This is a genomic window from Alloprevotella sp. Lung230 (genome assembly GCF_014385435.1).
In the GTDB taxonomy this organism is placed as follows: Bacteria; Bacteroidota; Bacteroidia; order Bacteroidales; family Bacteroidaceae; genus Alloprevotella.
The window spans coordinates 16,805-42,492 of sequence record NZ_JACSUD010000013.1; the positions used below are offsets into that span (position 1 = coordinate 16,805).

Sequence of the window (25,688 nt, forward strand, 5' to 3'; positions counted from 1 at the left end):
AAATTCTTCAAGATTCACCCATTGATTTCTTTCACTTTACGGAACAAATCAGAAGCAAAGATAAAGCTATTGAGGCGTTCATTTTCAGCTGTCATCACTTCGTCCTTCGTGCCCTCCCATTCGCGATGACCTCCATATATATATAGGATATGCTCTCCAATCCCCATAACAGAATTCATGTCGTGGGTATTGATGATGGTTGTTGTCCCAAATTCTTGCGTGATGGAATGAATAAGTTCATCTATCACCAATGATGTTTTCGGGTCAAGGCCGGAATTAGGCTCATCACAAAAGAGATACTTAGGATTGAGCGCAATGGCACGAGCAATGGCTACTCGTTTTTGCATACCACCCGAGATTTCGCCGGGATACTTATCTCCGGCTTCAGAAAGATTGACACGATCCAAACAAAATTCTGCACGCCGCCGACGTCGCTTATAACTTTCCTCTGAGAACATATCGAGAGGAAACATCACGTTTTCAAGCACAGAAAGGCTATCGAAAAGAGCAGCGTTTTGGAAAATCATCCCCATCTCTCGTCGGAGGAGCATGCGCTCTTTCTTCTTCATGGCCATAAAATCTCTACCATGATAATAGATATGTCCGGAAGTGGGTTCAAAAAGTCCTACGATACACTTCATCAGAACAGTTTTTCCAGAACCTGATTGTCCAATAATAAGATTAGTCTTCCCAGCCTCGAATGTGGTATTTATGCCTTTAAGGACTTCTTTGTCTTCAAAGGATTTTCGGAGTTCTACAAGTTTTATCATGAGAGCAGTTGCGTAAGAAAGAGGTCAGAGAAGAGTATGAGCATGGAAGAGGTTACCACAGCATTGGTAGATGCCTTACCCACCTCTACTGATCCACCCTCTACACGATAGCCGTAATAAGCCGACACACTCGCAATAATAAACGCAAAGAAAAAGCTCTTAACGACTCCCATCCAGAAATACCACTGATTAAAATCATACTGAATACCCTCTGTGAGATGGGCCGGTGTCAAAATATGTCCAATATAGGCCGTGGCATAAGCGCCAATAATTCCGCTCGTGGTTGAAAAGACCACGAGTAGGGGAATCATGGTCAGCATACCTGCGATTTTGGGCAAAATCAAATAAGAGGCAGGATTGACTCCCATGATTTCGAGCGCATCAATCTGCTGAGTGACGCGCATAGTTCCAATTTCCGAAGCGATGTTTGACCCTACCTTTCCGGACAAGATCAAACACATAATTGAAGAGGAGAACTCGAGCAACATGATCTCACGTGTCACATATCCACTCACCCACTTGGGCATCCAAGCACTTTCGATGTTCAGTTTAATCTGTATGCAGATGACAGCCCCGATAAAAAAGGAAATGAGCAGTACTATGGGAATAGAGTCAACACCGAGTTGTGACATTTCTTTGGTATACTGTTTCCAAAACATTCGGAAACGTTCCGGTCGAGAAAAGGTACGCCCCATGAGCATAAGATATTGCCCCAGAGCTTCCAAATAGGAAAGAATTAGCATTATCGGCTATTTAGAGAGTGCGGCTTCAATCTGCTGTTGAATGATTTCATTACCAGGATATCCCCCTTCTGTTACGTTGGAAAAAGCTACGCTGCCGTCTTTATTGATCAGCATATAAGCAGGAATCCCCGGCATATTTAAGAGCTTGCCAATTTCTACCCATTGTTTTTCAGTCAGGCGATAGTGGTCGCCATCAATCGTTGGCACCATCTCTTTCCAATTACTTTCAGGTGAGGTAACACCAGTTATATAAGCAAAGGCAACCCCTTTATCCATCAATGCAGGCTTAATGAGGTCAACTGTTTTCATTGCTTCACGACAAGGGGGACACCACGTCGCCCAGAAATCCAAAAGTACTACCTTTCCGGCATAGTTTTTCTTGATGGCTTCGAGAGCATCTGCTCCATTGAGCATCGCGTCTACAGTTTTTACATTTGCTTTGGGATTGGCCGAAGCCGCTGCATTAGTTGCAGTATCTACTGTTTGCTCTTCGAGAGAATTAGCCGCATTATTACCTTTCTTTGTGCAGCTCGTAGCCATCAGCATTAGTACTGTGGTGAGGAGGATAAGACTTTTCTTCATAAAGGATGAGTATTAAAAAGGTGGGTGATCAAAAGCCACCCATTATTTTACCTGGTGCAAATATACACCTTTTTCACGACCCAAATGGCTTTCTTGCCCACTAAGTCACAAATCAATCACTAAAAATGCCTTAATCATCGACTTTTTTCTATCGAATAGTGGGCGTTTGAGCAGAATTTCCTATATTTGCACTTGATTTTGTAGACTTCGCACCATAGAAGGAGGTCTACAAAAGGCAAAAATGAAATCAAGAAAATAAACGATATACCCTTATGAAGAAAACGTTCATCCTTTCACTCGCGTTTGCCGCCCTCTCTTTAGGTGGTGTGTATAGCGCTCAAGCACAAACAACGACTCACTTCGAAGCACCTGCTATGCAGGCAGATGTTCAAGCTATGGCCGATGAAGTTATTTCCAATCAACTGACCGATCCTGATGCCGCCAATAAGACCTTCAGTAAATTATTGAAGAAGATAAAGAGCGACAAAGAGCAGTTGGTCGCCGTCGGCAAGTTCTTTCTCGACAAGCAGATTTATCCTTGTGCCAAACAATGCGCACAGCAAGTCTACACCCTTGACCCTGCTTATATTCCAGGTTTGATGCTGGGCGGACATGTCGCTATGCTGCGCAAAGACTGGGGCGGTGCCGGCCAGAAGTTTGACGAAATCCTCAACTACCAGCCGGACAACATCGAGGCACTCCGTCTTAATGCACGCGTTTACAAGTACGTCAACCCACTTGTAGCCAAAGAAACGCTCGAAAAGATTATCGCCAAAGAACCTAACAACAAAGAGGCTTATAAGGAATTGGGAGACATTGCTTATAATGCAGAAGAATATAAAGATGCAGTGTCGGCCTACAAGAACTTCTTCGACCGCACCCCCGACCTCACCCTCAACGACTTGCGTGCTGGTGAGAACTACCTGCTCTCGTTGATGAACCAGAAGGACCCCTTCACGATTAAAGACATGGCTGAAAAATTGCTTCCTCTTGATCCCAAGGACCTCGTAGTGCGTCGTATGCTCTTTTTCTCGCAGATGGACACGCAAGACTATCAACATGCGGTGGAAGGCATCAAGTATTTGACCGAAAAACAATACGACGACAGTCTCTATCTCTATCTGGATTACGTTTATGCCGCCAGCTTTGCTCAAGACGCTCTCGAAGACAAGGGACAAGCCATAGAATACTACAAGAAGGCCATCGAGAAGGATGCAACTAAGGCTGAGGCCTATAAGCGTTTGGCTCATCTCTATCGCCAAAACGGACAGGCTGTTGAAGCCATTCCCGTATATGAGAAGTACCTTGAACTACTCGGAGCAAAAGCCGATGCGGCAGAGAAGTTCGGTCTTGCGTCTATCTACATCGCTGCTAAAGATCAGAGCAAAGACGAAGCCGACCGTATGAAGTACATCCAAGCCGGTGATAAGATTTTCGAAGAGTATATGGCAGAACAGCCCACGAAGTATCAAGGTCCGTTCTATCGTGCTCAGCTCTGGATTACCGACCCTCAGAAGGCCGAAGAAAAACCTCACGAGTACTACAAGCAGGCCATTGCTCTCATTGGCGATAATGCCGACTATGCTGCTCAGAAAAAGATGGCTCTCCAATATCTGATGATTTACTATTTCAAGAACAACGACGATGCCAGCACCAAGCAATACGTCAATCAGATTTTAGCCATCGATCCTGCTGACAAACTCGCCAACCAAGTGAAGGGCGTGCTCAAATAAAAGATTACACGGCCCTACCCTATCGCAAGGAGTTGTTTCTTGACCGAAACAACTCCTTGCTGTTTTTATCTGGCGCTGATAGCTTCTTAGTACCTCAGTTTTCCGACAAAGTGCTACAATTTCGTAAGTTTCTTTTACTTTAAGTTGGTTATATCAAAAGAATGCTGTACTTTTGTCGGTGTAATCTCAATTGTCACAACTTATGTTTAGCTTTAACGCCTCCTACTTTTACTTCTTTTACTTTACTCAGCAAGTGAAGCGGGACGTTGTATGCCAATAAAACATCAAGGTTTGAAACCTTTGTCACGATATCCCGCTCTCTGAGGCGGGATTTTTTTTGAGTTTGCCTTTTGGCGCGCTATTCTGAGGCGGGCAATACGCATCCTTCGCCTTCTTCCCTCTTTCACCACGCTCTTCCTACACATTCCTATGAAAGTAGCCATTCAGGGCATTCGCGGTTCGTTCCACGACATTGCCGCCCACCAGTACTTCTCTGACACCGACATCGAACTTGTGTGCTGCAACAGTTTCGAGCAAGTGTTTGATACTATGAAAGCTGATGACACCTGCACCGGGCTCATCGCCATCGAAAACACCATTGCCGGTAGCCTGCTGCACAACTACGAACTGCTGCGCGAGAGCGGTGTGACGATTGTTGGAGAGCACAAGTTGCACATCGAGCACTCCATCATGTGCCTACCGAGCGATAAGATGCAAGATATCGTCGAGGTCAACTCACACCCTGTTGCCTTGATGCAGTGCCGCCACTACTTGGCGCAACATCCGCAACTCAAAATCGTCGAAGCCGACGACACCGCCGGTTCGGCAGAGCGAATAGCTCGCCTGCAACTCCACGGGCACGCTGCCATCTGTCACGCCCAAGCCGCTCCACGCTATGGACTCAAAGTCATCGAAACCGACATCGAGGACAACAAGCACAACTTCACACGATTTCTCGTGCTCACCGATAGTTGGAACGCCGACCGCCTCAGAGAACCTTATCAGACCAACAAGGCCAGCATCGTTTTCACCCTGCCGCATGAAGAGGGTTCCCTTTCACAAGTACTGAGCATCTTCAGTTTCTACAAAATCAATCTGACCAAAATACAATCTCTACCCATCATCGGTCGCGAGTGGCAATACCTCTTTTATGTAGACGTCACCTATTCCGACTATCTGCGCTATCGCCAAAGTATCGATGCCGTACTGCCGCTCATCAAAGAGCTCCGCGTTTTGGGTGAATACAGAGCTGTCGACTGACCCATCTACTCCTTACCACCATGAACACTCCCACCATCCAACCCGCTCAGCGACTCCAGTTGGTGCAAGAATACTACTTCTCGCGCAAACTCAAAGAAGTGGCCCGACTCAATGCCCAAGGCCGAGACATCATCAATCTTGCCATCGGCAGCCCCGACTATCCGCCTTCTCCCCGGACCATCGAAACACTGTGTGCCGTGGCACAGCAACCCACCATCCATGGCTACCAACCCACCAGCGGCATTCCCGAGCTTCGCCAAGCCATGGCGCGTTTCTACAAGCGCTGGTTTCAAGTAGACCTCGATCCGGCTCAAGAAATCCAGCCTCTCATCGGTTCTAAAGAAGGCATCCTTCACATCACACTCACCTTCGTCAATCCCGGCGAAAAAGTGCTTGTGCCCAATCCCGGCTACCCCGCCTACACAGCGCTCTCCCGGATGCTCGGTGCCGAAGTGGTCCATTACAATCTGCTTCCCGAAGACGACTGGCAACCCGACTTTGCCGCCCTTGAAGCGATGGACACCACCGATGTCCGGCTCCTTTGGGTCAACTATCCCAACATGCCCACCGGTGCACCAGCACAGCACCGCACTTTCGAGCGCTTGGCGTGCTTCGCTCGGGAGCGCGGCATCGTTGTGGTCAACGACAACCCCTATTCCTTCATCCTCAACGACGAGCGTCTCTCCCTCCTTCAAATTCCAGACGCCAAAGACTGTTGCATCGAACTCAACTCGATGTCGAAAAGCCACAATATGCCTGGCTGGCGCGTGGGAATGCTCGCCACCAATGCCCGCTTTGTCGAGTGGATACTCAAAGTGAAATCCAATATCGACTCCGGCACGTTCCGCGCCCTCCAACTGGCTGCCGTGACCGCCTTCGACAACGACGATGCCTGGCATGAACTCCACAATCGCACCCTCTACGCCCGTCGGCGCAAGCTCGCCGAAGCCATCATGCACGCCCTCGGCTGCACCTACGCAGCCCATCAAGTGGGGATGTTCCTTTGGGGGCGCATCCCCGACTCCATCGACCAGGTAGAAACCCTCACCGAACGCGTACTCCACGAAGCCCGCGTCTTCATCACCCCCGGCTTCATCTTCGGCAGCAACGGCAGCCGCCACATCCGCATTTCCCTTTGCGCCGATGAGGAAAAACTCCAAGAAGCCCTCACGCGCATTCAATCCGTCTTCCAACCTCGCTAAAATCCCCCTCATGGAACTCGAAATTCTCCCCCTCCAACTCCCGGGCATTGAGCCCAAACGTCCCATCGTCATTGCCGGCCCTTGTTCGGCCGAGACCGAAGAACAAGTGTTACGCACCGCTGGTCAACTCGCTGCCAAAGGCATCAAAATCTTCCGCGCCGGCATCTGGAAACCCCGCACCAAGCCCGGTGGCTTTGAAGGTGTGGGCGAGGTGGGCCTCCCTTGGTTGCAACGCGTCAAAGAGGAGTACCACATGCTCACTGCCACCGAAGTGGCCACTCCCGCACACGTTGAGGCGGCCCTCGCCCACAGCATCGACATCCTCTGGATTGGTGCTCGCACCGTGGTCAATCCCTTTGCCATGCAGGACCTGGCCGATGCGTTGCGCGGCAAGGACGTCCCCGTGTTGGTGAAAAATCCCGTCAATCCCGACCTCGAACTCTGGATTGGCGGTCTTCAACGCCTCAACGATGCCGGTATCAAGCGCCTGGCCGTCATCCACCGCGGATTCTCAAGCTACGACAAGCGCATCTACCGCAACAGCCCCATGTGGCACATCCCCATCGAGCTCCGTCGTCGCATCCCCAACCTCCCCATCTTCGGCGATCCTTCCCACATCGGTGGTCGTCGAGAACTCATCGCCCCTCTCTGCCAGCAAGCCATGGATTTGGGCTTCGACGGTCTCATCGTGGAGAGTCACTTCACCCCCGATGCCGCTTGGAGTGATGCGGCTCAGCAAGTCACACCCGAAGTGTTCGACTTCATTCTCGACAAACTCACCATCCGCAAGGTGAGCGAACCGACCGAAAGTCTGGAGAGCCTGCGCAAGCAAATCGATGAATGCGATGACCGCTTGCTCGAAATTCTCAACAAGCGCATGCGCATCAGCCGTGAAATCGGCACCTACAAGAAGGAGCACAATATGACCATCGTCCAGACCACGCGCTATTCCGAAATCCTCGACAAGCGTGGTGCTCAGGGTTCGCTCTGCGGCATGAGCCAGAGTTTTGTGCGCGACCTTCTCGAACTCATTCACGAGGAAAGCATTGCCCAACAAGGCGAGGTGATGAACAAATAGTTCGCACACTCTGTCCCACTTTCCTTACGTCTGTCGCCTCACCGCTACCTCAGCACAGCCGCCCTCTCGTGCGTGCTTTCGTCAAGACGGCGGGGTGACATCGTAGTCGGGCCAAGGAGGATGGGCGTTCCAGCGTGTTTTCGGTTGTCATCGCGCCTTGACCTAATTAAACTTCCAACGTGTTGAAAGAAAACTCTCAACACGTTGAAAAAGATTTTTCTACACGTTGAAAGCTCATTTTCTACATGTAGAAAACACCCCTACCTCTACGGAAAGTCCCCCCCTTGCACGTACGGAAGTTCCTCCTTGCGTGTAGGGAAAGTTCTCAAGAAAGAGCTGCACCCCACGCTCTCCCCTCGCGAAGACAGCGGTTGTTTCCCTATGAAAGCCCTTACAACTCCCCTATTCTCCCCCTCACATTCAAGCACAACATCATGAAGATTCTCATTGCCGGCGCTGGAAAGATGGGGTCGTTCTTCACCGACCTCCTTAGTTTCGAGCACGAAACCGCCGTCTACGACATCGACCCACACCGCCTGCGCTTTCTCTACAACACCCAGCGACTCACCACCCTTGAAGAAATCGAGGCCTTTGCCCCCGAACTCCTCATCAACGCCGTCAGCCTCAAACACACCCTCTCCACCTTCGAGGCGCTGCTCCCCCATCTGCCGGAGGAGTGCATCCTCTCCGACATCGCTTCGGTGAAGACCGACTTCAAGGACTTCTATGAGCACTGCGGTCACCGCTACGTTTCCACCCATCCGATGTTCGGTCCCACCTTTGCCAACCTCGGCAGTCTCTCGCACGAAAACGCCATCATCATCAGTGAAGGCGACCACATGGGGCGACTGTTCTTCAGCGACATCTACCAGCGGCTGGGGCTCAACATCTCCCACTACACCTTTGAAGAGCATGACCAAACGGTGGCCTATTCCCTCTCCGTACCCTTCGTTTCCACCTTCGTCTTCGCTGCCGTTATGCAGCCGCAGGCGGCTCCCGGCACCACCTTCAAGCGGCACCTCAAAATCGCCCGCGGCGTCCTAAACGAAGACGAAGGTCTGCTGCGCGAAATCTTGTTCAATCCCCTCACCGGTGCACAGGTCACGCAAATTCGCGACCGTCTCACCGACCTCATCCGCATCATTGAGCAACGCGATGAAGCCGCGCTTTCAGAGTTTCTCGCGAAAATCCGCACCAACATCGCGGCTCAGCCTTGACCCTTGTCTTTCCGGCTTCACCTGAACAGAATGTCCGGAACGTTTTTTTCTTTCAACCCTCAACACCTTTTTTATCATGTCCATCATCGGCTATCCCCTCCGACAACACAGCACGGCCTGCAAGCGCTACGTGCAAACCCTCGACTTGAAAGACAGTCCCGATCTCATCAAGCAGTATCGCTATTATCACTCCCGCCAAGGCATTTGGCCAGAAATCCTACAAGGCATCAAAGACAGCGGCATCCTGGAGATGGAAATCTTTCTCCTCGGCACGCGTCTGGTGATGATTGTGGAACTGGCTGCTGATGCCGAATGGGACGAGGTGATGCAGCGCATGGGCAATGTGCCCCGACAAGCCGAATGGGAAGATTTTGTAGCCCAATTTCAGAAAGCGGCCGCCGGTGCTGCCAGCCAAGAAAAGTGGCAGCCTATGGAGCGCATCTTCCACGTCTACGAGGAGTAGGCGGTAGGAAAAGAAAGCGTAGACTTTGCAGTGTTGCGATAAATGATTAACTTTGCAGCAAGTTTTTTTATATTTCAGTTTTCCTTCATGATGCGTAAAGTCTTCTTTCTCTTGCTCATCGCGCTGGCCGTGTTGCCGCTCTCCCTTTCGGCTCAAGAAGCCACCGTCCCAACAACACAGCCTGCTCCGAAGTTACAGACCATCTACGTCTTCGGAGTTTCTCAGAACCTCAGTGACAGCATCATCTACGTGAGCGACATCACCGAACTGACTGCTGCCGATTTGTTGGACAAGAAGCATTTCCTCCTGCATCGCGAAGCCTACTCCTCGCAATTCGCAGGATTTTTGGCCGACAAGTTCGGCACTAAGCATCAGACGGCAGCTGTGTTCTTTGCCCTTTCAAAGAACAAGGCACAAAGCAAACGCCTGCAACTCAACAAGAAGCTAACCCAGCGAAAGCACCAGCCCTTGCGTTTAGAAGTCAAAGAAATTGCAGCGCAAGAGTTTCAATTCCGTACCGCTGCAAGCGTAGCAGCAAGTGTGCAGTAATCCTGCTCTTTCTGACTTAGTCTATGAAATTGCATTTTTCCGTAGCCCAGGAAGTTTATTGCGTGGAGTTCCAAGAAGAAACTGCACCCTATCAGCAACTGCTTCCCTCGAGCGCTCCCTTCTTTGTGAAAGAGTATCGCGGTGAACTTATTTTTCATCTTCTGGTGGGAGACACGCTGGTGGATAGCAACACCGAGGGCTTTGAAGAGGTTGGGCATTTCGACAATGGCGACTTGTGGCATCACGTTTGGCGCATGCCGACAGGCGGCTACCACATCCACATCGCCGACCTTCAGGAGCGGACGTTCTGTCGTCTCGAAACCGATGCCGATTTTTCCCACTGCCGAGTCACATTGATAGGCGACACGACACAGCAGGCTTTCGGGCTGGACAATGCCATCATGATAGCCTTTGCTTTTGCGGGAGCCTATCACCGCCTTTTGCTCATCCATGCCTCTGTGCCCGTTATGGAAGGGCGTGCCTATCTGTTTCAAGGTAAGAGCGGCACGGGAAAAAGCACGCATTGCCGACTGTGGCTGGACAACATTGCCGGTGCGACTTTGCTCAACGACGACAACCCCGTGGTGCGCTTAGAACCCGATGGAAGCGTGGGTATCTACGGGTCGCCTTGGAGTGGAAAGACGCATTGCTACAAGCAAGAACGTGCTGCGGCAGGTGGTTTTCTGCGCCTGCACCAAGCTCCGCACAACGCCATTCGTCCCCTCTCTAAGATAGAAGCCTTTGCTTCCCTACTCTCTTCTACTTCGACCATGGTGTGGGACAAGTCCTCCTACACCGTCATTTGCGACACCGTGAATGCGGTGATTGCCCAAGTGCCGAGTTTTGATTTGGAGTGCCTCCCCAATGCAGCAGCTGCACACCTCAGCCATGCCACAATGACCCAAGCGCATGGAAAAGCATAAGCTGAACATTCCCAAACAGCTGTTTGTGGAAGAAGTGCAGCGACTCATCAACGCCGGGCACACGGCACGCTTCCGCGTACGCGGTTGGAGCATGCGCATCTTTGTGGAGCACGAGCGCGACGAAGTGTTGCTGGCTCCCTGCCGCGCGGAACAGTTGAAGCGAGGTGATGTGGTCTTAGCACTCACCACCGAAGGGGAATATGTCCTCCACCGCATCGTTCGGGTTGATGGGAAAATGCTCACGCTGCAAGGCGATGGCAATGTCGGAATCATAGAGCACACCTATCGAAAAGACGTTGTGGGGATAGCACAAGGCTTCTACCGCAAAGGGCGCACCGAGTTGGATTCCGTCAGCGGTTGGAAATGGCGAACGTACTCCTCCATCTGGTTGTTCTTCAAGCCCTTCCGCCGTTATCTATTGGCATTCTACCGCTTGTTCCACTAAGCTTTCTTCCATTATCTCCGTCCATTCTTATCAATGCCCCTATATGAAATTCAAAGATTCATTTGAACTCCGCGACATCTGTGGTGAAAAGATTCTCATCGCCATGGGTATCGAAAGCATCAACTTTGATCACCTCATCAATCTGAATGAAACAGCTGCCGAAATCTACACCCATTTTGTGGGAAAAGATTTCACCACGGCAGAAGTGGTTGATTTCTTAGAGAAGAACTATCCCGACGTACCCAAAGCTGATCTGGAGAAAGATGTGCAAGCTCTCTTAAACGAGCTGATTAACATCGCTGTTATCGCATAAAACTCATTTCATCATGGCTGAAACAAAATATATCTTCGTCACGGGTGGTGTTGCTTCATCGCTCGGAAAAGGCATCATTGCCAGTTCCATCGGTAAACTTCTGCAAGCAAGAGGTTTCAACATCACGATTCAGAAGTTCGACCCCTACATCAACATCGACCCGGGCACGCTCAACCCCTACGAACATGGTGAATGCTATGTGACAGACGATGGACAGGAGACGGACCTCGACCTCGGACACTACGAGCGCTTCACGGGCATCAAGACCACGCGCTACAACAACTTCACCACAGGACGCATCTACCAAAGCGTCATCGACAAGGAACGTCGTGGCGACTACCTCGGCAAAACCATTCAAGTGGTGCCGCACATCACCGATGAGATTAAGCGCGACATGCTCTTCCTGGGCAAAAAAGGAGGATATGATTTCGTCATCACCGAAATCGGTGGCACCATCGGCGACATAGAAAGTCTGCCTTTCGTGGAAGCCATTCGCCAACTCAAATGGGAACTCGGACGGAATGCCGTGTGCATCCACCTCACTTATGTGCCCTACTTGGCAGCCGCAGGCGAGTTGAAGACCAAACCGACACAACACTCCGTCAAAGAACTGCAAAGCGAAGGTATACAGCCGGACATTCTTGTGCTCCGTACTGAACATCCTCTCACCCCGGCCCTCTGCAAGAAGGTAGCCAACTTCTGCAATGTAAGCCCCGATGCCGTGTTCCAAAGCCCCGATATGCCTTCCATCTATCAGGTTCCAGTGGGTATGCAAGACCAAGGCTTAGACCGGGTCATCCTCGAAAAACTCGGAATGCCCATTGGCGAAACACCGGGATTAGGCCCTTGGCGTGCTTTCATTGAGCGCAGAGCCAATGCCACCGAAGAACTTAACATCGGTCTTGTCGGAAAGTACGACCTGCAAGATGCCTACAAGTCCATCACGGAAGCGCTCCAACAAGCCGGTGTCTACAACGACCGCAAAGTGCGTTGCCACTTCATCAACTCAGAAAACATTCATTCCGACAATGTGGCCGAGATGCTGAAAGGCATGAGTGGCTACATCATCTGCCCTGGATTTGGAGAACGCGGCACAGAAGGCAAAATCATTGCTACACGCTACTGCCGCGAACACAACCTGCCGACCTTCGGCATTTGCTTAGGCATGCAGATGATGGTCGTGGAGTTTGGACGCAATGTCTTAGGTTATGCTGATGCCCATTCGACCGAACTCAACAACAAGACGGCTCACAATGTCATCGACATCATGGAGGAGCAGAAGAACATCACCAACATGGGAGGCACCATGCGTCTCGGTGGTTACGAATGCGACTTGCGCGAAGGTTCGCGCGTTCGTGCCATCTACGACAGCCCGACCATCCGTGAGCGCCACCGCCACCGCTATGAGTTCAACAATGACTATGTGGAGCAATATGAAGCAAAAGGTATGAAATGCGTGGGCACAAATCCGGAAAGCGGTTTGGTGGAAATTGTCGAAATTCCGGAACTGACCTGGTTCATTGGCACGCAATTCCACCCCGAATACTCTTCGACGGTACTGCACCCCCACCCCCTCTTCCTTGATTTTATCAAAACAGCAATAGAAAACAGTAAATGAACAAAAACAATATCATAGGGTTTGCCTTGATGGCACTTGTGCTGTTTGGCTTCACCTATTGGTCTTCCCAGCAAAAACCTGAGCCCGCGGCCAATGAGGAACAACCGACCCCCACCCAGGCCGATAGGAATTCCTCAAAGTCTACTACGTCACCAGCGACAGCGTCGGCACACGTTGCAGACAGCACGTCTATCTTCTTCACGGCTGCTCAACCCACACAGCAAGCGCCCATTGTCCTCAAGAACAAAAAGATGACGGTGCTCATCAACCCACGAGGCGGGCAGGTAGCCGGAGTAACCCTCCACGAATATCGCTCGTACGCGGACTACAAGCAAGAGAAAGACGCGGCTCTATTGCTCTACAATGAGAAAGACGCGGCGATGAATTTCAACTTTGAGACCAAAGGAGAAAACATCTCAACCTCCGACTATTATTTTACGGCCGAACAGCAAAAGCCCAATGCCGTGAGCATGGTCATCACGGGCAAGAATGGTGAGAAGATTGCTTTTGACTATCAACTCACCGAAGACTATATGCTCAATATGGCTGTGCGCACCGAGGGCATGCAGCAGTTGTTTTCACCCAGAAACAAGACCTTCGGCATAGAGTGGAACGACCGCGTTCGGCAGTTTGAAAAGGGGTACTACTTTGAGAACATGTACTCCACGCTCACCTACAAATTGGGCAACGGTGACACCGAAAAGCTCAAAGAACAAGGCGATGCCGACGAGAAGGCCGAAGGGACAGTTGAGTGGATTGCTTTCAAAAACCAGTATTTCAGCAGTTGCTTCATTGCCAAAGAACCGATGGGCAATGCTCACTTCAAGAGCGAACAACTCGAAGAAGGTAGTGGCTATCTGAAGCACTACACGGCTTCCATGGACGCACAGTTTGACCCCACAGGCCAACATGCGGCACAATTCCAATGGTATTTCGGCCCGAACAAGTTCCGTCTCCTCCAGTCAATGGAGAAACACAAACTCTCCGACAACGACCTTGATCTCCAAAAACTCGTTTACCTCGGCTGGCCTATCGTTCGCCTCATCAATCGCTTCTTCACGGTCTATGTATTTGACTTTCTCACCGACCTCAACCTGCCGATGTGGCTTGTACTGGTTTTGATTACCCTCTTGCTGCGCGTCATTGTCTACAGTCCCACCCGCAAGAGTTTCATGAGCTCTGCCAAGATGCGCGTACTCAAACCTAAAATTGACGCCATCAATGCGAAGTATCCCAACAAGGAAGATGCACTCAAGAAGCAACAAGAGGTGATGTCGCTCTATTCACAATATGGAGCAAGCCCTATGGGAGGCTGCCTCCCGATGCTCATCCAAATGCCCATCTGGATTGCGATGTTCAATTTCGTGCCGAACGCCATCGAATTGCGCCAGCAGAGTTTCCTTTGGGCGGATGATCTCTCAGCCTACGACGACCTCATCTCTTGGAGTACCAGTGTTTGGGGCTTGGGCAACCATCTCTCTCTCTTCTGCATCCTCTTCTGTCTGGCCAATCTTCTTTACTCCGTGATGAGTATGCGCCAGCAACGTGAGTCGATGGCCGCTTCTTCTTCCGAACAAGCAGCGCAAATGAAGATGATGCAATATATGATGTACTTCATGCCCCTCATGTTCTTCTTCATGTTCAACAAGTATAGCGCCGGCTTGAACTTCTATTACTTCATCTCGTTGGGTGCTTCGGCCCTCACCATGTGGTATCTCCGCCGCACCACCGATGATGCCCAACTCTTGGCAAAACTTGAAGCTTACTTCGAGAAGAACAAGAACAACCCCAACAAAAAGCCTGGTGGGTTGGCAGCCCGCCTTCAAGCCTTGCAGGAACAGCAAGCTGCAGCTTTGGAGCAACAGCGCAAAACCCGGCAAAAACATTAACTTGGGGCACACATATTCTGATAACTAAAATCCCTATGGATAGAGACGTGCTCATGGGGTGCGTCTCTATTTGTTTTTAATTCCCTCAAACGATGTCCTTCAAAACCATGGTTACCATGACTGCACTCTCACTGGCGTCACTCGGCGTGAGCGTGCCCAATGAAGCCGAAGCACAAACTTTCATCGGTCGGCAAAACATCGAACTCAAATCCGACCTTATGACCCCTGAAGCACTTTGGGCTATGGGGCGCATAGGTTCGGTGAGCATCAATCAGGCCGGCACAAAAGCGGTGTATAGTGTCAGCTATTACAGCGTGAAAGAAAACAAGTCGCACTCTGTGCTTTACCTACTTGACCTTAAGACTCGGCAATCCCAACAACTCACCACCTCGGCTAAGAGCGAGAACGGACCGGTCTGGGTGGTCGATGCCCAAGGTAGCGAACGCATTGCTTTCCTCACGAGCGAAAGCGGCAGCAGCCAACTGTGGACCATGACCGCCGAGAGCACCGACCGTCGCCAAATCTCTTTTGAGCCGACCGATGTCGTCGACTTTCTCTTCTCTCCCAACGGACGCCACGTCATCTTGGTCAAAGAAGTGGCGCAACGCACTTCCATCCAAGAAAACGATGCCGACCTCCCCAAAGCCACCGGAATGGTCATCAACGATTTGATGTACAAGCATTGGGACCAATACGTGACGACGGCCCCTCATCCCTTCGTGGCGGATTTCGATGGGCAGCGTGTGAGCAATGTCAAAGACATTCTCGAAGGCGAACCCTTTGAATCGCCCATGATGCCTTTTGGGGGCAACGAACAGTTGGCATGGTCGCCCAACTCGGACCAAGTAGCCTACACCTGCCGAAAGAAGACAGGGCGCGACTACGCCATCTCTACCGACAGCGACATCTTCCTCTATGACCTCGCCACCGGCAAAACGCGCAACCTCTGCAAGCCCGAAGGTTGGCAAGCGCCCACCGACACTGACTATACGCGCAGCCTGCAACATCAGTCCATCAACCGCCAAACGCAAGATTGCAATGTGGGTTACGACCAAAATCCACAGTTTTCCCCTGATGGCAAATACATCGCATGGAGCAGCATGGAGCGTGATGGCTACGAGAGCGACCGCACCCGCCTTTGTGTCTACAACCTGACCACCGGCAGCAAGACTTACGTCACCGAACGCTTCGACAGCGGAGTGGATGCTTTCTGCTGGGCGCCTGACAGCAAAAGTCTCTATTTCACCGGTGTTTGGCACGGCAAGACCAACCTCTACTCCACCAACCTGCGGGGAGAGCACAAGCCCATCACCAACGAGCAAGCCGACTACGTCCTGGTGGGAGTCCTGCCTAACGGGAAGCAACTTCTCACGAAGCGGCACTCTATGGCTGCTGCCGACGAAATATTCTTGGTAGATGTCAAAAAAGGAACGCCCACACAACTCACCCAGGAAAACAAGTATTACTACGACCATCTTGCTTTCGGTGAAGTCAAAGAGCGATGGACTAAGACGGTGGATGGCAAAGATATGCTGAGCTGGGTCGTCTATCCTCCACACTTCGACCCGACGAAGAAATATCCCACCTTACTCTTCTGCGAGGGCGGCCCTCAAAGTCCCGTTTCGCAATTCTGGAGCTACCGCTGGAACTTCCAAATCATGGCGGCACAAGGCTACATCATCATTGCCCCCAATCGCCGCGGCCTTCCCGGTTTCGGCAAAGAGTGGCTCGAAGAAATCAGCGGTGACTACACCGGGCTCTGCATGCAAGACTATCTTAGTGCCATCGACGACATCGCTCGCGAGTCCTACGTAGACCGCGACCGCCTTGGCGCTGTCGGTGCTTCCTTTGGTGGCTTCAGCGTCTACTGGCTTGCCGGCAACCACAACAAACGCTTCAAGGCCTTCATTGCCCACGATGGCATCTTCAATGTGCAGCAGCAATACCTCGAAACCGAAGAACTATGGTTTGCCAACTGGGATATGGGCGCCGCACCCTGGCACCGCAATGAGGCCGGACAAACCCAAAAGGTGTTCCAAACCTCGCCCCATCTCTACGTGGATCGTTGGGATACGCCCATCCTTTGCATCCACGGACAGAAAGACTTCCGCATCGAGTACACCCAAGCGCAAAGTGCTTTCACCGCAGCCCGCCTGCGCGGAATTCCTGCCCAAATGCTCCTCTTCCCCGAAGAAAACCACTGGGTGCTGCGCCCCCAAAACGGTATCCTCTGGCAGCGTACCTTCTTCCGCTGGCTCGACAAGTGGCTGAAGCAATAAGTAAGTGTTCAAAATTAATCGTAGTTATCTTACTTATAGGCTGTTCTCTACTTTGATACCCTCTTTGTCTCCCTTTTCCGCCATCTCGTCTTTGTTCATCAGTCGTGTAGCCCGCTACACTCCTTCTTGACAAAGACGACCTGACGAAAAAATGGAACAAATATAGTATCAATTCATTCTGAACACCTACTTAAAAGCCTCCACGACAACGAAACAAACCTAACAACAAAACAACACCATTATGAGCAACAACCTCAAAACACTGAGAGATTCCGAAGCCATGCGCTGGACCGCCCTCCTGCTGCTGGCCTTCGCGATGTTCTGTTCCTACATCTTCATGGACATCCTCTCTCCCATCAAAGACTTGATGCAATCCACCCGTGGATGGGACTCCACCGCCTTCGGCACGATGCAAGGCAGCGAAACCTTCCTCAACGTCTTCGTCTTCTTCCTCATCTTCGCCGGCATCATCCTCGACAAAATGGGCGTCCGCTTCACCGCCCTACTCTCGGGGGCAGTGATGCTCGTCGGCGCCTGCATCAACTGGTATGCCGTGACTGAAGCCTTCCAAGGCAGCGCGCTCGATGTGTGGTTCACCAACCACCTCAATTACATCCCCGGCTTTCAAGAGCTCGGCATCGCCCCGTTCTATGAAGGCATGCCCGCCTCGGCCAAGTTTGCCGCGGTCGGTTTCATGATTTTCGGTTGCGGTGTCGAAATGGCCGGCATCATGGTGTCTCGCGGCATCGTGAAGTGGTTCAAAGGCCGTGAGATGGCGCTTGCCATGGGCTCCGAGATGGCCTTGGCTCGCTTAGGCGTGGCCACATGTATGATTTTCTCCCCGATGTTTGCGCGCCTTAGCGGCGTCATCGATGTGTCGCGCTCCGTGGCCTTCGGTGTTGTCCTGCTGATGATTGCCATGATGATGTTCATCGTCTATTTCTTCATGGACCGCAAACTTGATGCTCAGACTGGTGAAGCTGAAGAGAAGGACGACCCCTTCAAGGTGTCCGACCTCGGCGCTATCCTCACCAGCAGCGGTTTCTGGTTGGTTGCTCTCTTGTGCGTGCTTTACTACTCTGCTATCTTCCCGTTCCAGAAGTATGCCGTCAACATGCTCCAATGCAACCTCACCTTCCACGAACTCAACCCCGGCAGCTTCTGGGCCGGCAACACCGTCACCATCGTGCAATATCTCATCATGCTCGTTGTGGCCGGCACTTCTTTCGCCAGCAATTTCGTGAAGAAAAGCCTCAAAGCACCCTTCCTCTGCATCACCGTGATTGCCCTCGTGGCTTTCTGCTATATGGGCTACATGCGCCAGTCGGCCGCCACAGTCTTCTCCGTGTTCCCCCTCTTGGCCGTCGGCATCACCCCCATCCTTGGCAACTACGTCGACCACAAGGGCAAGGCCGCTTCGATGCTCGTACTCGGCTCCATCCTCCTCATCGCTTGCCACCTCACTTTCGCCTTTGTCCTGCCCGCCTTCAAGGGCAACGAAGTGGGTGGCATCATCATTGCCTACACCACCATCCTCGTGCTGGGTGCTTCCTTCTCGCTCGTCCCCGCCTCACTCTGGCCGAGTGTGCCCAAATTGGTGGATGCCAAAATCATCGGTTCGGCCTACGCCCTCATCTTCTGGATTCAAAACATCGGTTTGTGGCTCTTCCCCATGCTCATCGGTAAGGTACTCGACAAGAGCAACCCCGGTGTGACCGACCCCACGCAACTCAACTACACCAACCCGCTCCTCATGCTCGCCTCTCTTGGGGTGGCAGCCCTCATCCTCGGCTTTGTGCTCAAGCAAGTGGATCGTGCCAAAGGCCTCGGGCTGGAAGAACCCAACATCAAGGAATAAACCTTTTCCCCCACTCCTCTCATCAGGGTTGAATGCTTTCTTCGGGCATTCGACCCTGATTGCGTATGGTGCAAGGTGGTGGCAAATCTCCGTCAAGCCTGAGAAGCTTTCCCCAAGAATTCTGGGGCTATTCTCAGGAAAGAAGCTACAGAACCTTTCTCTTTTTACTTTCATGCTGTTGGGCTTTTATTTCCATACCCTTGGAGTGCTTTCTCCGCGCCGTGGCGATGAAACGCCACCCTTGTGGCGACAAAACGCCACGCCTTGGCGTTTTGTCGCCACAAAGCGGATTTTTTCTGGCGACAGATTGCGCTGTAAAACAGAGAGATACAGGAATGATGCTGCAAAAGGGTATGAATTTTCTGCCACCTTGATTTGGCAAATCAAAAGAAAATCGTAATTTTGTGCACACAGTGCGAGTAATGGAGGTGATGCCGCCCCCTTTTTTCGTATACAACAAACAATAAACACTATGATGCTGACATTCAGAATTACCTACAAAGCACAATGGGGAGAGCACCTCGCCGTTGAGATAGACGGGCAGGAAGGCGTTGCCTTGGCCTTGACCACAACCGATGGCGAAGTGTGGGAGGGCTGTTTAGACGGTGCCGGACATCATGCCGGTGAAGTGGTGGCCTATCGCTACAGCGTTTGGCGCGAGGATGTGTGCGTGCGCCGCGAACGCGGTACCTGCCTGCATACAATGCACCTAGAGAGTCCCACCAACGCCCTCTACATGATGACGGACTATTGGCGCGACCAGCCTTGGGCCGGCTATCTTTTCTCATCGGCTTTCTCCGGCGACTTCCCCTCTGCCGATTATGCCACACCCTCCATCGCCAAGTCATCCATCACGCTGCGTGTGCTTTGCCCCACCCTCCACCAGAAGGGGCAAGTATTGGCCATCGTGGGCGCCGGCGAAGCGTTGGGAAACTGGAAGGTGGAAAATGCCATTTGTTTCGAAGAGGTGAAGCCCAATGTCTGGCATTTGACGCTCGATGTGTTCCAACTCACCGGCTGCAGCGAGTATAAATTTGTAGCGCTCGATGCGCAAACGCACGCTTTGGCCGAGTGGGAAGGTGGCGACAATCACCGACTCTACGTCCCCGAATTGGATTTGGGCGTTCACTATATGCTCCCCGAACAGGAACTTTATTTTCCCTCCACGGCACAGAAAGTAGCCGGAACGGCCGTGCCTATCTTTGCTCTACGAAGCGAGCACAGCCAGGGCGTAGGCGATTTTGGCGACTTGAAGCAGATGGTAGACTGGGCAGTGCTCACGCATCAGCGTGCGCTGCAAGTGCTTCCCATCAACGACACGACCATCACGGGAACGTGGACGGACTCTTATCCTTACAACCCCATTTCAAACTATGCGCTCCACCCGATGTATGTGGACTTGAGGCAAGTCCCGCAACTCAAGGAGGCTGCCAAACAGGCAGAGTTTGCAAAGCAGTTCCGCCAGCTCAATGCGCTGCCAGAGATAGACTATGAGCGCGTCAACAAACTCAAACGCGACTTCCTCCGACTCGTGTTCCGCGAAAGTGGAAAAGAAGTGCTGAAGAGCGAGTCCTTCAAGGCTTTTATGGCGCACGCTGCCCATTGGTTACGCCCCTATGCCGCTTTCTCCTATTTGCGCGACAAGTTCGGGACGGCCAACTTCGGTGAGTGGCCCGAACACGCGGTCTACAATGCGCAGGCCATTGATGCTCTTTGCCGTCCTGAAAGCCCGGAGTACGAGAAGATTGCCTACTATTTCTATGTCCAATATCTCCTCCATGTACAGTTCTTAGCTGTGAGTCGCTATGCCCGCGAGCACAGCGTCATCTTGAAGGGCGACATCCCCATCGGCATTTCTCGCAACTCGGTGGAAGCATGGGTAGAACCTTTCTATTTCAATCTGAACGGACAGGCCGGTGCGCCACCCGATGCCTTCTCGGCCAATGGGCAAAACTGGGGCTTCCCCACCTACAACTGGGAGGCCATGCGCCAAGATGGCTATCTGTGGTGGAAGCGTCGTTTCTCCAACATGGCGCAGTACTTCACGGCCTACCGCATCGACCACATTCTCGGTTTCTTCCGCATTTGGGAAATCCCCACCCACAGTGTGCAGGGCTTGTTGGGGCAATTCTCTCCGGCTTTGCCCATGAGCGAAGACGAGATCAACGGCTTTGGTTTGCGCTTCCAGCGCGACTTCATGACGCAGCCTTTCATTTGTGACGACATCCTGCGGCGCATCTTCGGCGAACAGGAGGAGTGGGTGAAGCGCACTTTCCTCACCCACTCGCACTACGATGTTTGGTGCCTGCGCCCCGAGTTTGCCACTCAGCGTGCCGTAGAGGCCTACTTCCACAAAGAAGGCGACCGCATCCACAATGCAGCTCATCTGCGCGATGGCCTCTTTGCGCTCATCAACAATGTTTTGTTTGTGGAGGACAGCAAGCAACGCGGCCTTTATCATCCGCGCATCGCTGCCCAGCAAACGCTCCTCTTCGAGCGGCTGCAAGGGCACGAGAAGGAGGCTTTCAACCGCCTTTACAACCACTACTTCTACGAGCGGCACACCCACTTCTGGTATGACTGCGCGATGCAGAAACTCCCCGAAATCTGTGCGGCCACCTCTATGCTGCCCTGTGGAGAAGACCTCGGAATGGTGCCCGACTGTGTGCCTTGGGTGATGAACGAACTCCAAGTCCTCTCCTTGGAGATTGAACGCATGCCCAAGAACCCACACCACGAGTTCGGCCAACTTTCCGAATATCCCTTCCGCTCGGTTTGCACCATCGGCACGCACGATATGGCCACGATGCGCGGCTGGTGGAAGGAGGACAGTCAAGTCACGGCACGCTACTATTATAACGTACTGGGTCGTGGAGGCGATGTGCCGGCCGAAGCCCTCGGCTGGATTTGTGAAGAGATCGTGCGGCGTCACCTCGAAAGCCCCTCCTTGCTCTGCATACTGGCCTTGCAGGATTGGCTCGCCATCGACGAACAGTTGCGCCTGCCCAATGCAGATGCCGAGCGCATCAATGTACCGGCCAATGCGCAGCACTATTGGCGCTACCGCATGCACATCAGTCTCGAAAGCCTGATGAAACAAGCAGCGTTCAACAGCCGCATCACACAACTTGTCGAACAAAGTGGGCGCGCCTAAGGGCGTCCCCCCCACATGGTTTCCCTTTTCTTTCCTCCTGCCATGAAACAAATCCCCAATCAATCCTTTTGGAGTCTTTGGAATCTGAGTTTTGGATTCTTCGGAGTGCAAATCGCTTATGCCCTCCAAAGTGCCAACATCTCGCGCATCTTCTCCACCCTCGGTGCCGACCCGCACAGCCTGTCCTACTTCTGGATTCTCCCTCCCTTGATGGGCATCATTGTACAGCCCATCATCGGTGTGCTTTCCGACAAAACATGGACACGATTCGGCCGTCGCATCCCCTACCTATTCGTCGGAGCACTCATTGCCGTTGCAGTTATGGTGCTTCTGCCAAACGCCGGTAGTTTCGGTATGGCAGTGAGCACCGCCATGATGTTTGGCCTCATCGCGCTGATGTTTCTCGACACGAGCATCAACATCGCCATGCAACCTTTCAAGATGATGGTGGGCGACATGGTCAACGAAGAGCAGAAGACCAAAGCCTACTCCATCCAGTCGTTCCTCTGTAATGCCGGCAGCCTTGTGGGGTTCCTCTTCCCGTTTGTACTCGCTTGGCTTGAAGTTAGCAACACAGCCAAGAAAGGGCAAGTGCCCGACACTGTGATTTACTCTTTCTACGGCGGTGCAGCCATCTTGATTTTGTGTGTGCTCTACACGACCATCAAGGTCAAAGAATATCCACCTTCCCTCTACAACGAATATCATGGCGTGGCAGAAGCACAACCGACCCAAAAGCCGGAGAAGGCCGACATCATCACGCTCCTACGCAAAGCTCCCACGACGTTTTGGACGGTAGGCTTGGTACAGTTCTTCTGCTGGGCAGCGTTTATGTTCATGTGGACCTACACCAATGGAACGGTTGCTGCCAATGCTTTCGACGCTCCCACCCTCCTAAAAGGGACGGCGGTTGTGCTCGACACTACCAGCGAGCAGTACAACAACGCCGGCAACTGGGTGGGCATTCTCTTTGCCGTTCAAGCGGTCGGTTCTGTGCTGTGGGCCGTGGTCATTCCCCAGTTCAAAAACCGCCGCTTCATCTACGCCCTCAGCCTCGTCTTGGGCGGCATCGGTTTTGTGTCCACCTTCTTCATCCACGACCAGTACCTCCTCTTTGTGAGCTTCGCCCTCATCGGTTGTGCTTGGGCGGCAATGTTGGCACTGCCTTTCACCATCCTCACCAACTCCTTGAAGGGTGGGCACATGGGCACTTACCTCGGGTTGTTCAACGGCACCATCTGCCTGCCACAGATTGTGGCCGCATCGTTGGGCGGACTTATCCTCCACCTCTTCACTACGCCCGGCCATTTAGCGCCTGAAGTCAATATGCTGGTGCTTGCCGGCCTCTTCCTCTTCGTTGGAGCAGGCGCAGTCTTCCTAATCAAAGAAAAGTAAACCATATTCATCCTAACAACCATGTCTGTTGCATTTCATTATAAATGGTAGGCCGAGGGTGCAGATTGGACTTATAGTAGTGGAGCTAATCGCGTTCTGGGAACAATGTGGATAAGTAGGTCTTCAAAATTAATCGTAGCTATTTTAGTCGTAGGTAGTTTTCTACTTCTCTATTATCAATTAATTTTGAATGCCTACTTAAAAAATGGATTTTACGCTGTCCTAATGGATTAACAACCAACTCAAAAAAAATCCGCAATGTCTTCTGTTAAGCATTGCGGATTTTTATTGATATCCAGCAAAAGGAAATTTAGCCTCCCTAAAAAGAAGAAGGTGATATTCATTCCCACTTGTTTTCTTGGCAACTTGCACACAAAATCGTATATTTGCACTGGAGATTTTCTCCCTTTTCAGCTTTATTTTTCAGTTTATGAGATATTCTATTATCGTCCCCGTGTACAACCGTCCGGAGGAATGCGATGAACTACTGGAGAGTTTGCTCAATCAGACGGTCAAAGATTTTGAAGTCATCATTGTAGAAGATGGCAGTTCGGTGCCCTGTGGTGAAATCGTGGAGCGCTATGCCTCACGGCTCAACGTACGCTATTTCAACAAGCCCAACAGCGGGCCGGGACAAACACGCAACTATGGTGTGGCACGTGCTGTGGGCGACTATGTGCTGATTCTCGACAGCGACGTCCTGGTGCCGGAGGGCTATCTGGCAGCCATTGATGCCGAACTTGCTGCTGAACCTTGCGATGCGTTTGGTGGCCCCGACCGCGCGCATGCGTCCTTCACTCCGATGCAGAAGGCCATCAACTTTGCGATGACCTCCTTTTTCACCACGGGCGGCATTCGCGGTGGTAAGGCCAAAATGGATAAGTTCTACCCACGCTCTTTTAATATGGGGGTGAAGCGTGAGGTCTACGAAGCCTTAGGCGGCTTTTCGGCCATGCGGTTTGGCGAAGACATCGACTTCTCAACACGCATATTCAAAGGAGGCTACCGCTGCCGTCTGTTTCCAGAAGCATGGGTGTTCCACAAGCGCCGCACCGACTTACGGAAGTTTTTCAAGCAAGTGCACAACAGCGGTATTGCGCGCATCAACCTGACCAAACGTCATCCCGGCACGTTGAAGTTGGTGCATCTGTTGCCGGCCGTATTCACCCTCGGTGTCCTCTTTTGCGTGCTGGGCGCTTTGGTGTCAGCTGTGGCCTATGCCATGGTCGGGGGCAAGGATTTTGTGCACGACCTGCCCGGCCTGTTTCTCGCTCCGCTGGGTGTCTACATTGTGCTCATTTTGCTTTCGGCCACCCTTTCTTCTCGTTCTTTCATCGTGGGCATCTTGGCTGTCCCTGCTGCTTTCGTTCAGCTCATGGGCTACGGCACAGGCTTTCTGCGGGCGGTGTGGGAACGCTTGATTCTGAAACGCGGTGAGTTTGAGGCGTTCAAGAAAAACTTCTACAAGTAACTTCTCCTTTATGAAGCTGCTCGAACCCTCCACTCCCATCGCCCATCCGCAAAAAGAGCCCATCAAGCATTGGGCAGTGGACGAACGCCCACGCGAACGTTTCATGGCCGGTGGGCGTGATGACTTGTCGCCGGCCGAACTGTTGGCCATATTGGTGGGCAGCGGTTCGGCGAAGGAAGATGCCGTTGCCCTAATGCGCCGCGTGCTCAACGACTGCAACGGCAGTTTGCGCCTCCTCGGACGAAAGTCCATCGAGGAACTCTGTGCTTACAACGGCATCGGTCCGGCCAAAGCCATCACCATTTTGGCCGCGTGCGAACTGGGCGTACGGCATGAGCGAGAGGAGTTTCGCCCACAATTATTTCGCTCCTCCGAAGACATCTACCACCACTTCTATCCACGACTGCGCGGACGTTCCACCGAGGAGGTACACGCTCTCTTTCTCAATCAGCAGTTGGGCTTCATCCGCAGCGTGATGATTTCTCGCGGCGGCATTGATGCTTCGCTCTGCGATTTGCGCGTGGTGCTGCGCGAAGCCTTGGTGTGCGATGCCGTCCATGTCGCCCTCTGCCACAACCACCCCTCGGGCAACAAGAAGCCCTCGCATGCCGATGACGAACTGACCCAACGATTGGCACAGGCGTGCCGCACGATGCAACTCAAATTGATTGACCACATTGTCCTCATCGATGGCGACTATTACAGTTACGCCGATGCAGGAAAGTTATAACCCCTTTAAGACAACA

22 protein-coding genes are annotated in these 25,688 nt (G+C 52.1%); 19 read left to right on the plus strand and 3 right to left on the minus strand.

Going from position 1 to position 25,688, the window contains the following annotated elements; translation table 11 throughout:
- Window positions 1-14: 14 nt before the first annotated feature.
- From H8527_RS07525 to H8527_RS07535, 3 genes are read right to left on the minus strand one after another with little or no spacing between them, the layout of a single operon-like run.
- Window positions 15-770, minus strand: coding sequence for an ABC transporter ATP-binding protein (locus tag H8527_RS07525; protein WP_187547014.1), 756 nt, complete (start codon window positions 768-770; stop codon window positions 15-17).
- Complete coding sequence (locus H8527_RS07530; RefSeq protein ID WP_187547016.1) at window positions 767-1,513, minus strand: ABC transporter permease; 747 nt, start codon at window positions 1,511-1,513, stop codon at window positions 767-769. Before H8527_RS07530 ends, H8527_RS07525 begins: the two co-directional genes overlap by 4 nt.
- Window positions 1,514-1,519: 6 nt before the next feature.
- Window positions 1,520-2,095: a TlpA disulfide reductase family protein gene (locus H8527_RS07535; RefSeq protein ID WP_187547018.1), complete on the minus strand. Its 576-nt coding sequence runs from the start codon at window positions 2,093-2,095 to the stop codon at window positions 1,520-1,522.
- Between the two features lie 272 nt (window positions 2,096-2,367).
- Here H8527_RS07535 and H8527_RS07540 point away from each other — a divergent pair, with 272 nt between their 5' ends.
- The 19 genes from H8527_RS07540 to radC all read left to right on the plus strand — a co-directional run bounded on the left by H8527_RS07540 (window position 2,368) and on the right by radC (window position 25,672).
- Window positions 2,368-3,828 (plus strand): tetratricopeptide repeat protein, encoded by a 1,461-nt coding sequence (locus H8527_RS07540; RefSeq protein ID WP_187547020.1) that lies wholly within the window; start codon window positions 2,368-2,370, stop codon window positions 3,826-3,828.
- A 429-nt stretch (window positions 3,829-4,257) separates the two neighbouring features.
- A complete protein-coding gene (locus H8527_RS07545; RefSeq protein ID WP_187547022.1) occupies window positions 4,258-5,088 on the plus strand; it encodes a prephenate dehydratase in 831 nt (276 codons plus the stop codon).
- A 20-nt stretch (window positions 5,089-5,108) separates the two neighbouring features.
- Window positions 5,109-6,290, plus strand: a complete 1,182-nt coding sequence (locus H8527_RS07550; protein ID WP_187547024.1) for a pyridoxal phosphate-dependent aminotransferase — start codon at window positions 5,109-5,111, stop codon at window positions 6,288-6,290.
- 10 nt (window positions 6,291-6,300) lie between these two features.
- On the plus strand, window positions 6,301-7,368 hold the full coding sequence (locus H8527_RS07555; protein ID WP_187547026.1) for a bifunctional 3-deoxy-7-phosphoheptulonate synthase/chorismate mutase type II: 1,068 nt from the start codon (window positions 6,301-6,303) through the stop codon (window positions 7,366-7,368).
- A gap of 434 nt (window positions 7,369-7,802) precedes the next feature.
- Entirely contained in the window at window positions 7,803-8,585 is a 783-nt protein-coding gene (locus tag H8527_RS07560; protein ID WP_187547027.1) for a prephenate dehydrogenase/arogenate dehydrogenase family protein, read from the plus strand.
- A 76-nt stretch (window positions 8,586-8,661) separates the two neighbouring features.
- Window positions 8,662-9,048 (plus strand): L-rhamnose mutarotase, encoded by a 387-nt coding sequence (locus tag H8527_RS07565; RefSeq protein WP_187547029.1) that lies wholly within the window; start codon window positions 8,662-8,664, stop codon window positions 9,046-9,048.
- Between the two features lie 87 nt (window positions 9,049-9,135).
- Complete coding sequence (locus H8527_RS07570) at window positions 9,136-9,597, plus strand: hypothetical protein (RefSeq protein WP_187547030.1); 462 nt, start codon at window positions 9,136-9,138, stop codon at window positions 9,595-9,597.
- Window positions 9,598-9,620: 23 nt separating this feature from the next.
- Window positions 9,621-10,520 carry a hypothetical protein gene (locus H8527_RS07575; protein ID WP_187547031.1) on the plus strand — a complete coding sequence of 300 codons (900 nt, stop codon included), beginning with the start codon at window positions 9,621-9,623 and terminating at the stop codon, window positions 10,518-10,520.
- Window positions 10,507-10,965, plus strand: coding sequence for a S24/S26 family peptidase (locus H8527_RS07580; RefSeq protein WP_187547033.1), 459 nt, complete (start codon window positions 10,507-10,509; stop codon window positions 10,963-10,965). Before H8527_RS07575 ends, H8527_RS07580 begins: the two co-directional genes overlap by 14 nt.
- Window positions 10,966-11,008: 43 nt before the next feature.
- Window positions 11,009-11,278 carry a PqqD family protein gene (locus H8527_RS07585; RefSeq protein WP_187547035.1) on the plus strand — a complete coding sequence of 90 codons (270 nt, stop codon included), beginning with the start codon at window positions 11,009-11,011 and terminating at the stop codon, window positions 11,276-11,278.
- A 13-nt stretch (window positions 11,279-11,291) separates the two neighbouring features.
- A complete protein-coding gene (locus tag H8527_RS07590; protein WP_187547036.1) occupies window positions 11,292-12,896 on the plus strand; it encodes a CTP synthase in 1,605 nt (534 codons plus the stop codon).
- Window positions 12,893-14,785, plus strand: a complete 1,893-nt coding sequence (yidC, locus tag H8527_RS07595; protein ID WP_187547037.1) for a membrane protein insertase YidC — start codon at window positions 12,893-12,895, stop codon at window positions 14,783-14,785. The genes H8527_RS07590 and yidC overlap by 4 nt, the downstream gene beginning before the upstream one ends.
- Before the next feature lie 107 nt (window positions 14,786-14,892).
- A complete protein-coding gene (locus H8527_RS07600; protein WP_255498550.1) occupies window positions 14,893-17,064 on the plus strand; it encodes a S9 family peptidase in 2,172 nt (723 codons plus the stop codon).
- A 241-nt stretch (window positions 17,065-17,305) separates the two neighbouring features.
- Window positions 17,306-18,922 carry an MFS transporter gene (locus H8527_RS07605; protein ID WP_187547039.1) on the plus strand — a complete coding sequence of 539 codons (1,617 nt, stop codon included), beginning with the start codon at window positions 17,306-17,308 and terminating at the stop codon, window positions 18,920-18,922.
- 28 nt (window positions 18,923-18,950) lie between these two features.
- Window positions 18,951-19,322: a hypothetical protein gene (locus tag H8527_RS07610; protein WP_187547040.1), complete on the plus strand. Its 372-nt coding sequence runs from the start codon at window positions 18,951-18,953 to the stop codon at window positions 19,320-19,322.
- Between the two features lie 72 nt (window positions 19,323-19,394).
- A complete protein-coding gene (locus H8527_RS07615; RefSeq protein ID WP_187547042.1) occupies window positions 19,395-22,076 on the plus strand; it encodes a 4-alpha-glucanotransferase in 2,682 nt (893 codons plus the stop codon).
- 42 nt (window positions 22,077-22,118) lie between these two features.
- The gene (locus H8527_RS07620; protein WP_187547044.1) at window positions 22,119-23,471 is read left to right on the plus strand and encodes an MFS transporter; all 1,353 of its coding nucleotides are present in this window, start codon (window positions 22,119-22,121) and stop codon (window positions 23,469-23,471) included.
- A gap of 430 nt (window positions 23,472-23,901) precedes the next feature.
- Complete coding sequence (locus tag H8527_RS07625; RefSeq protein ID WP_187547046.1) at window positions 23,902-24,942, plus strand: glycosyltransferase; 1,041 nt, start codon at window positions 23,902-23,904, stop codon at window positions 24,940-24,942.
- 10 nt (window positions 24,943-24,952) lie between these two features.
- Window positions 24,953-25,672, plus strand: a complete 720-nt coding sequence (gene radC, locus H8527_RS07630) for a DNA repair protein RadC (RefSeq protein WP_187547048.1) — start codon at window positions 24,953-24,955, stop codon at window positions 25,670-25,672.
- Window positions 25,673-25,688: the final 16 nt, after the last annotated feature.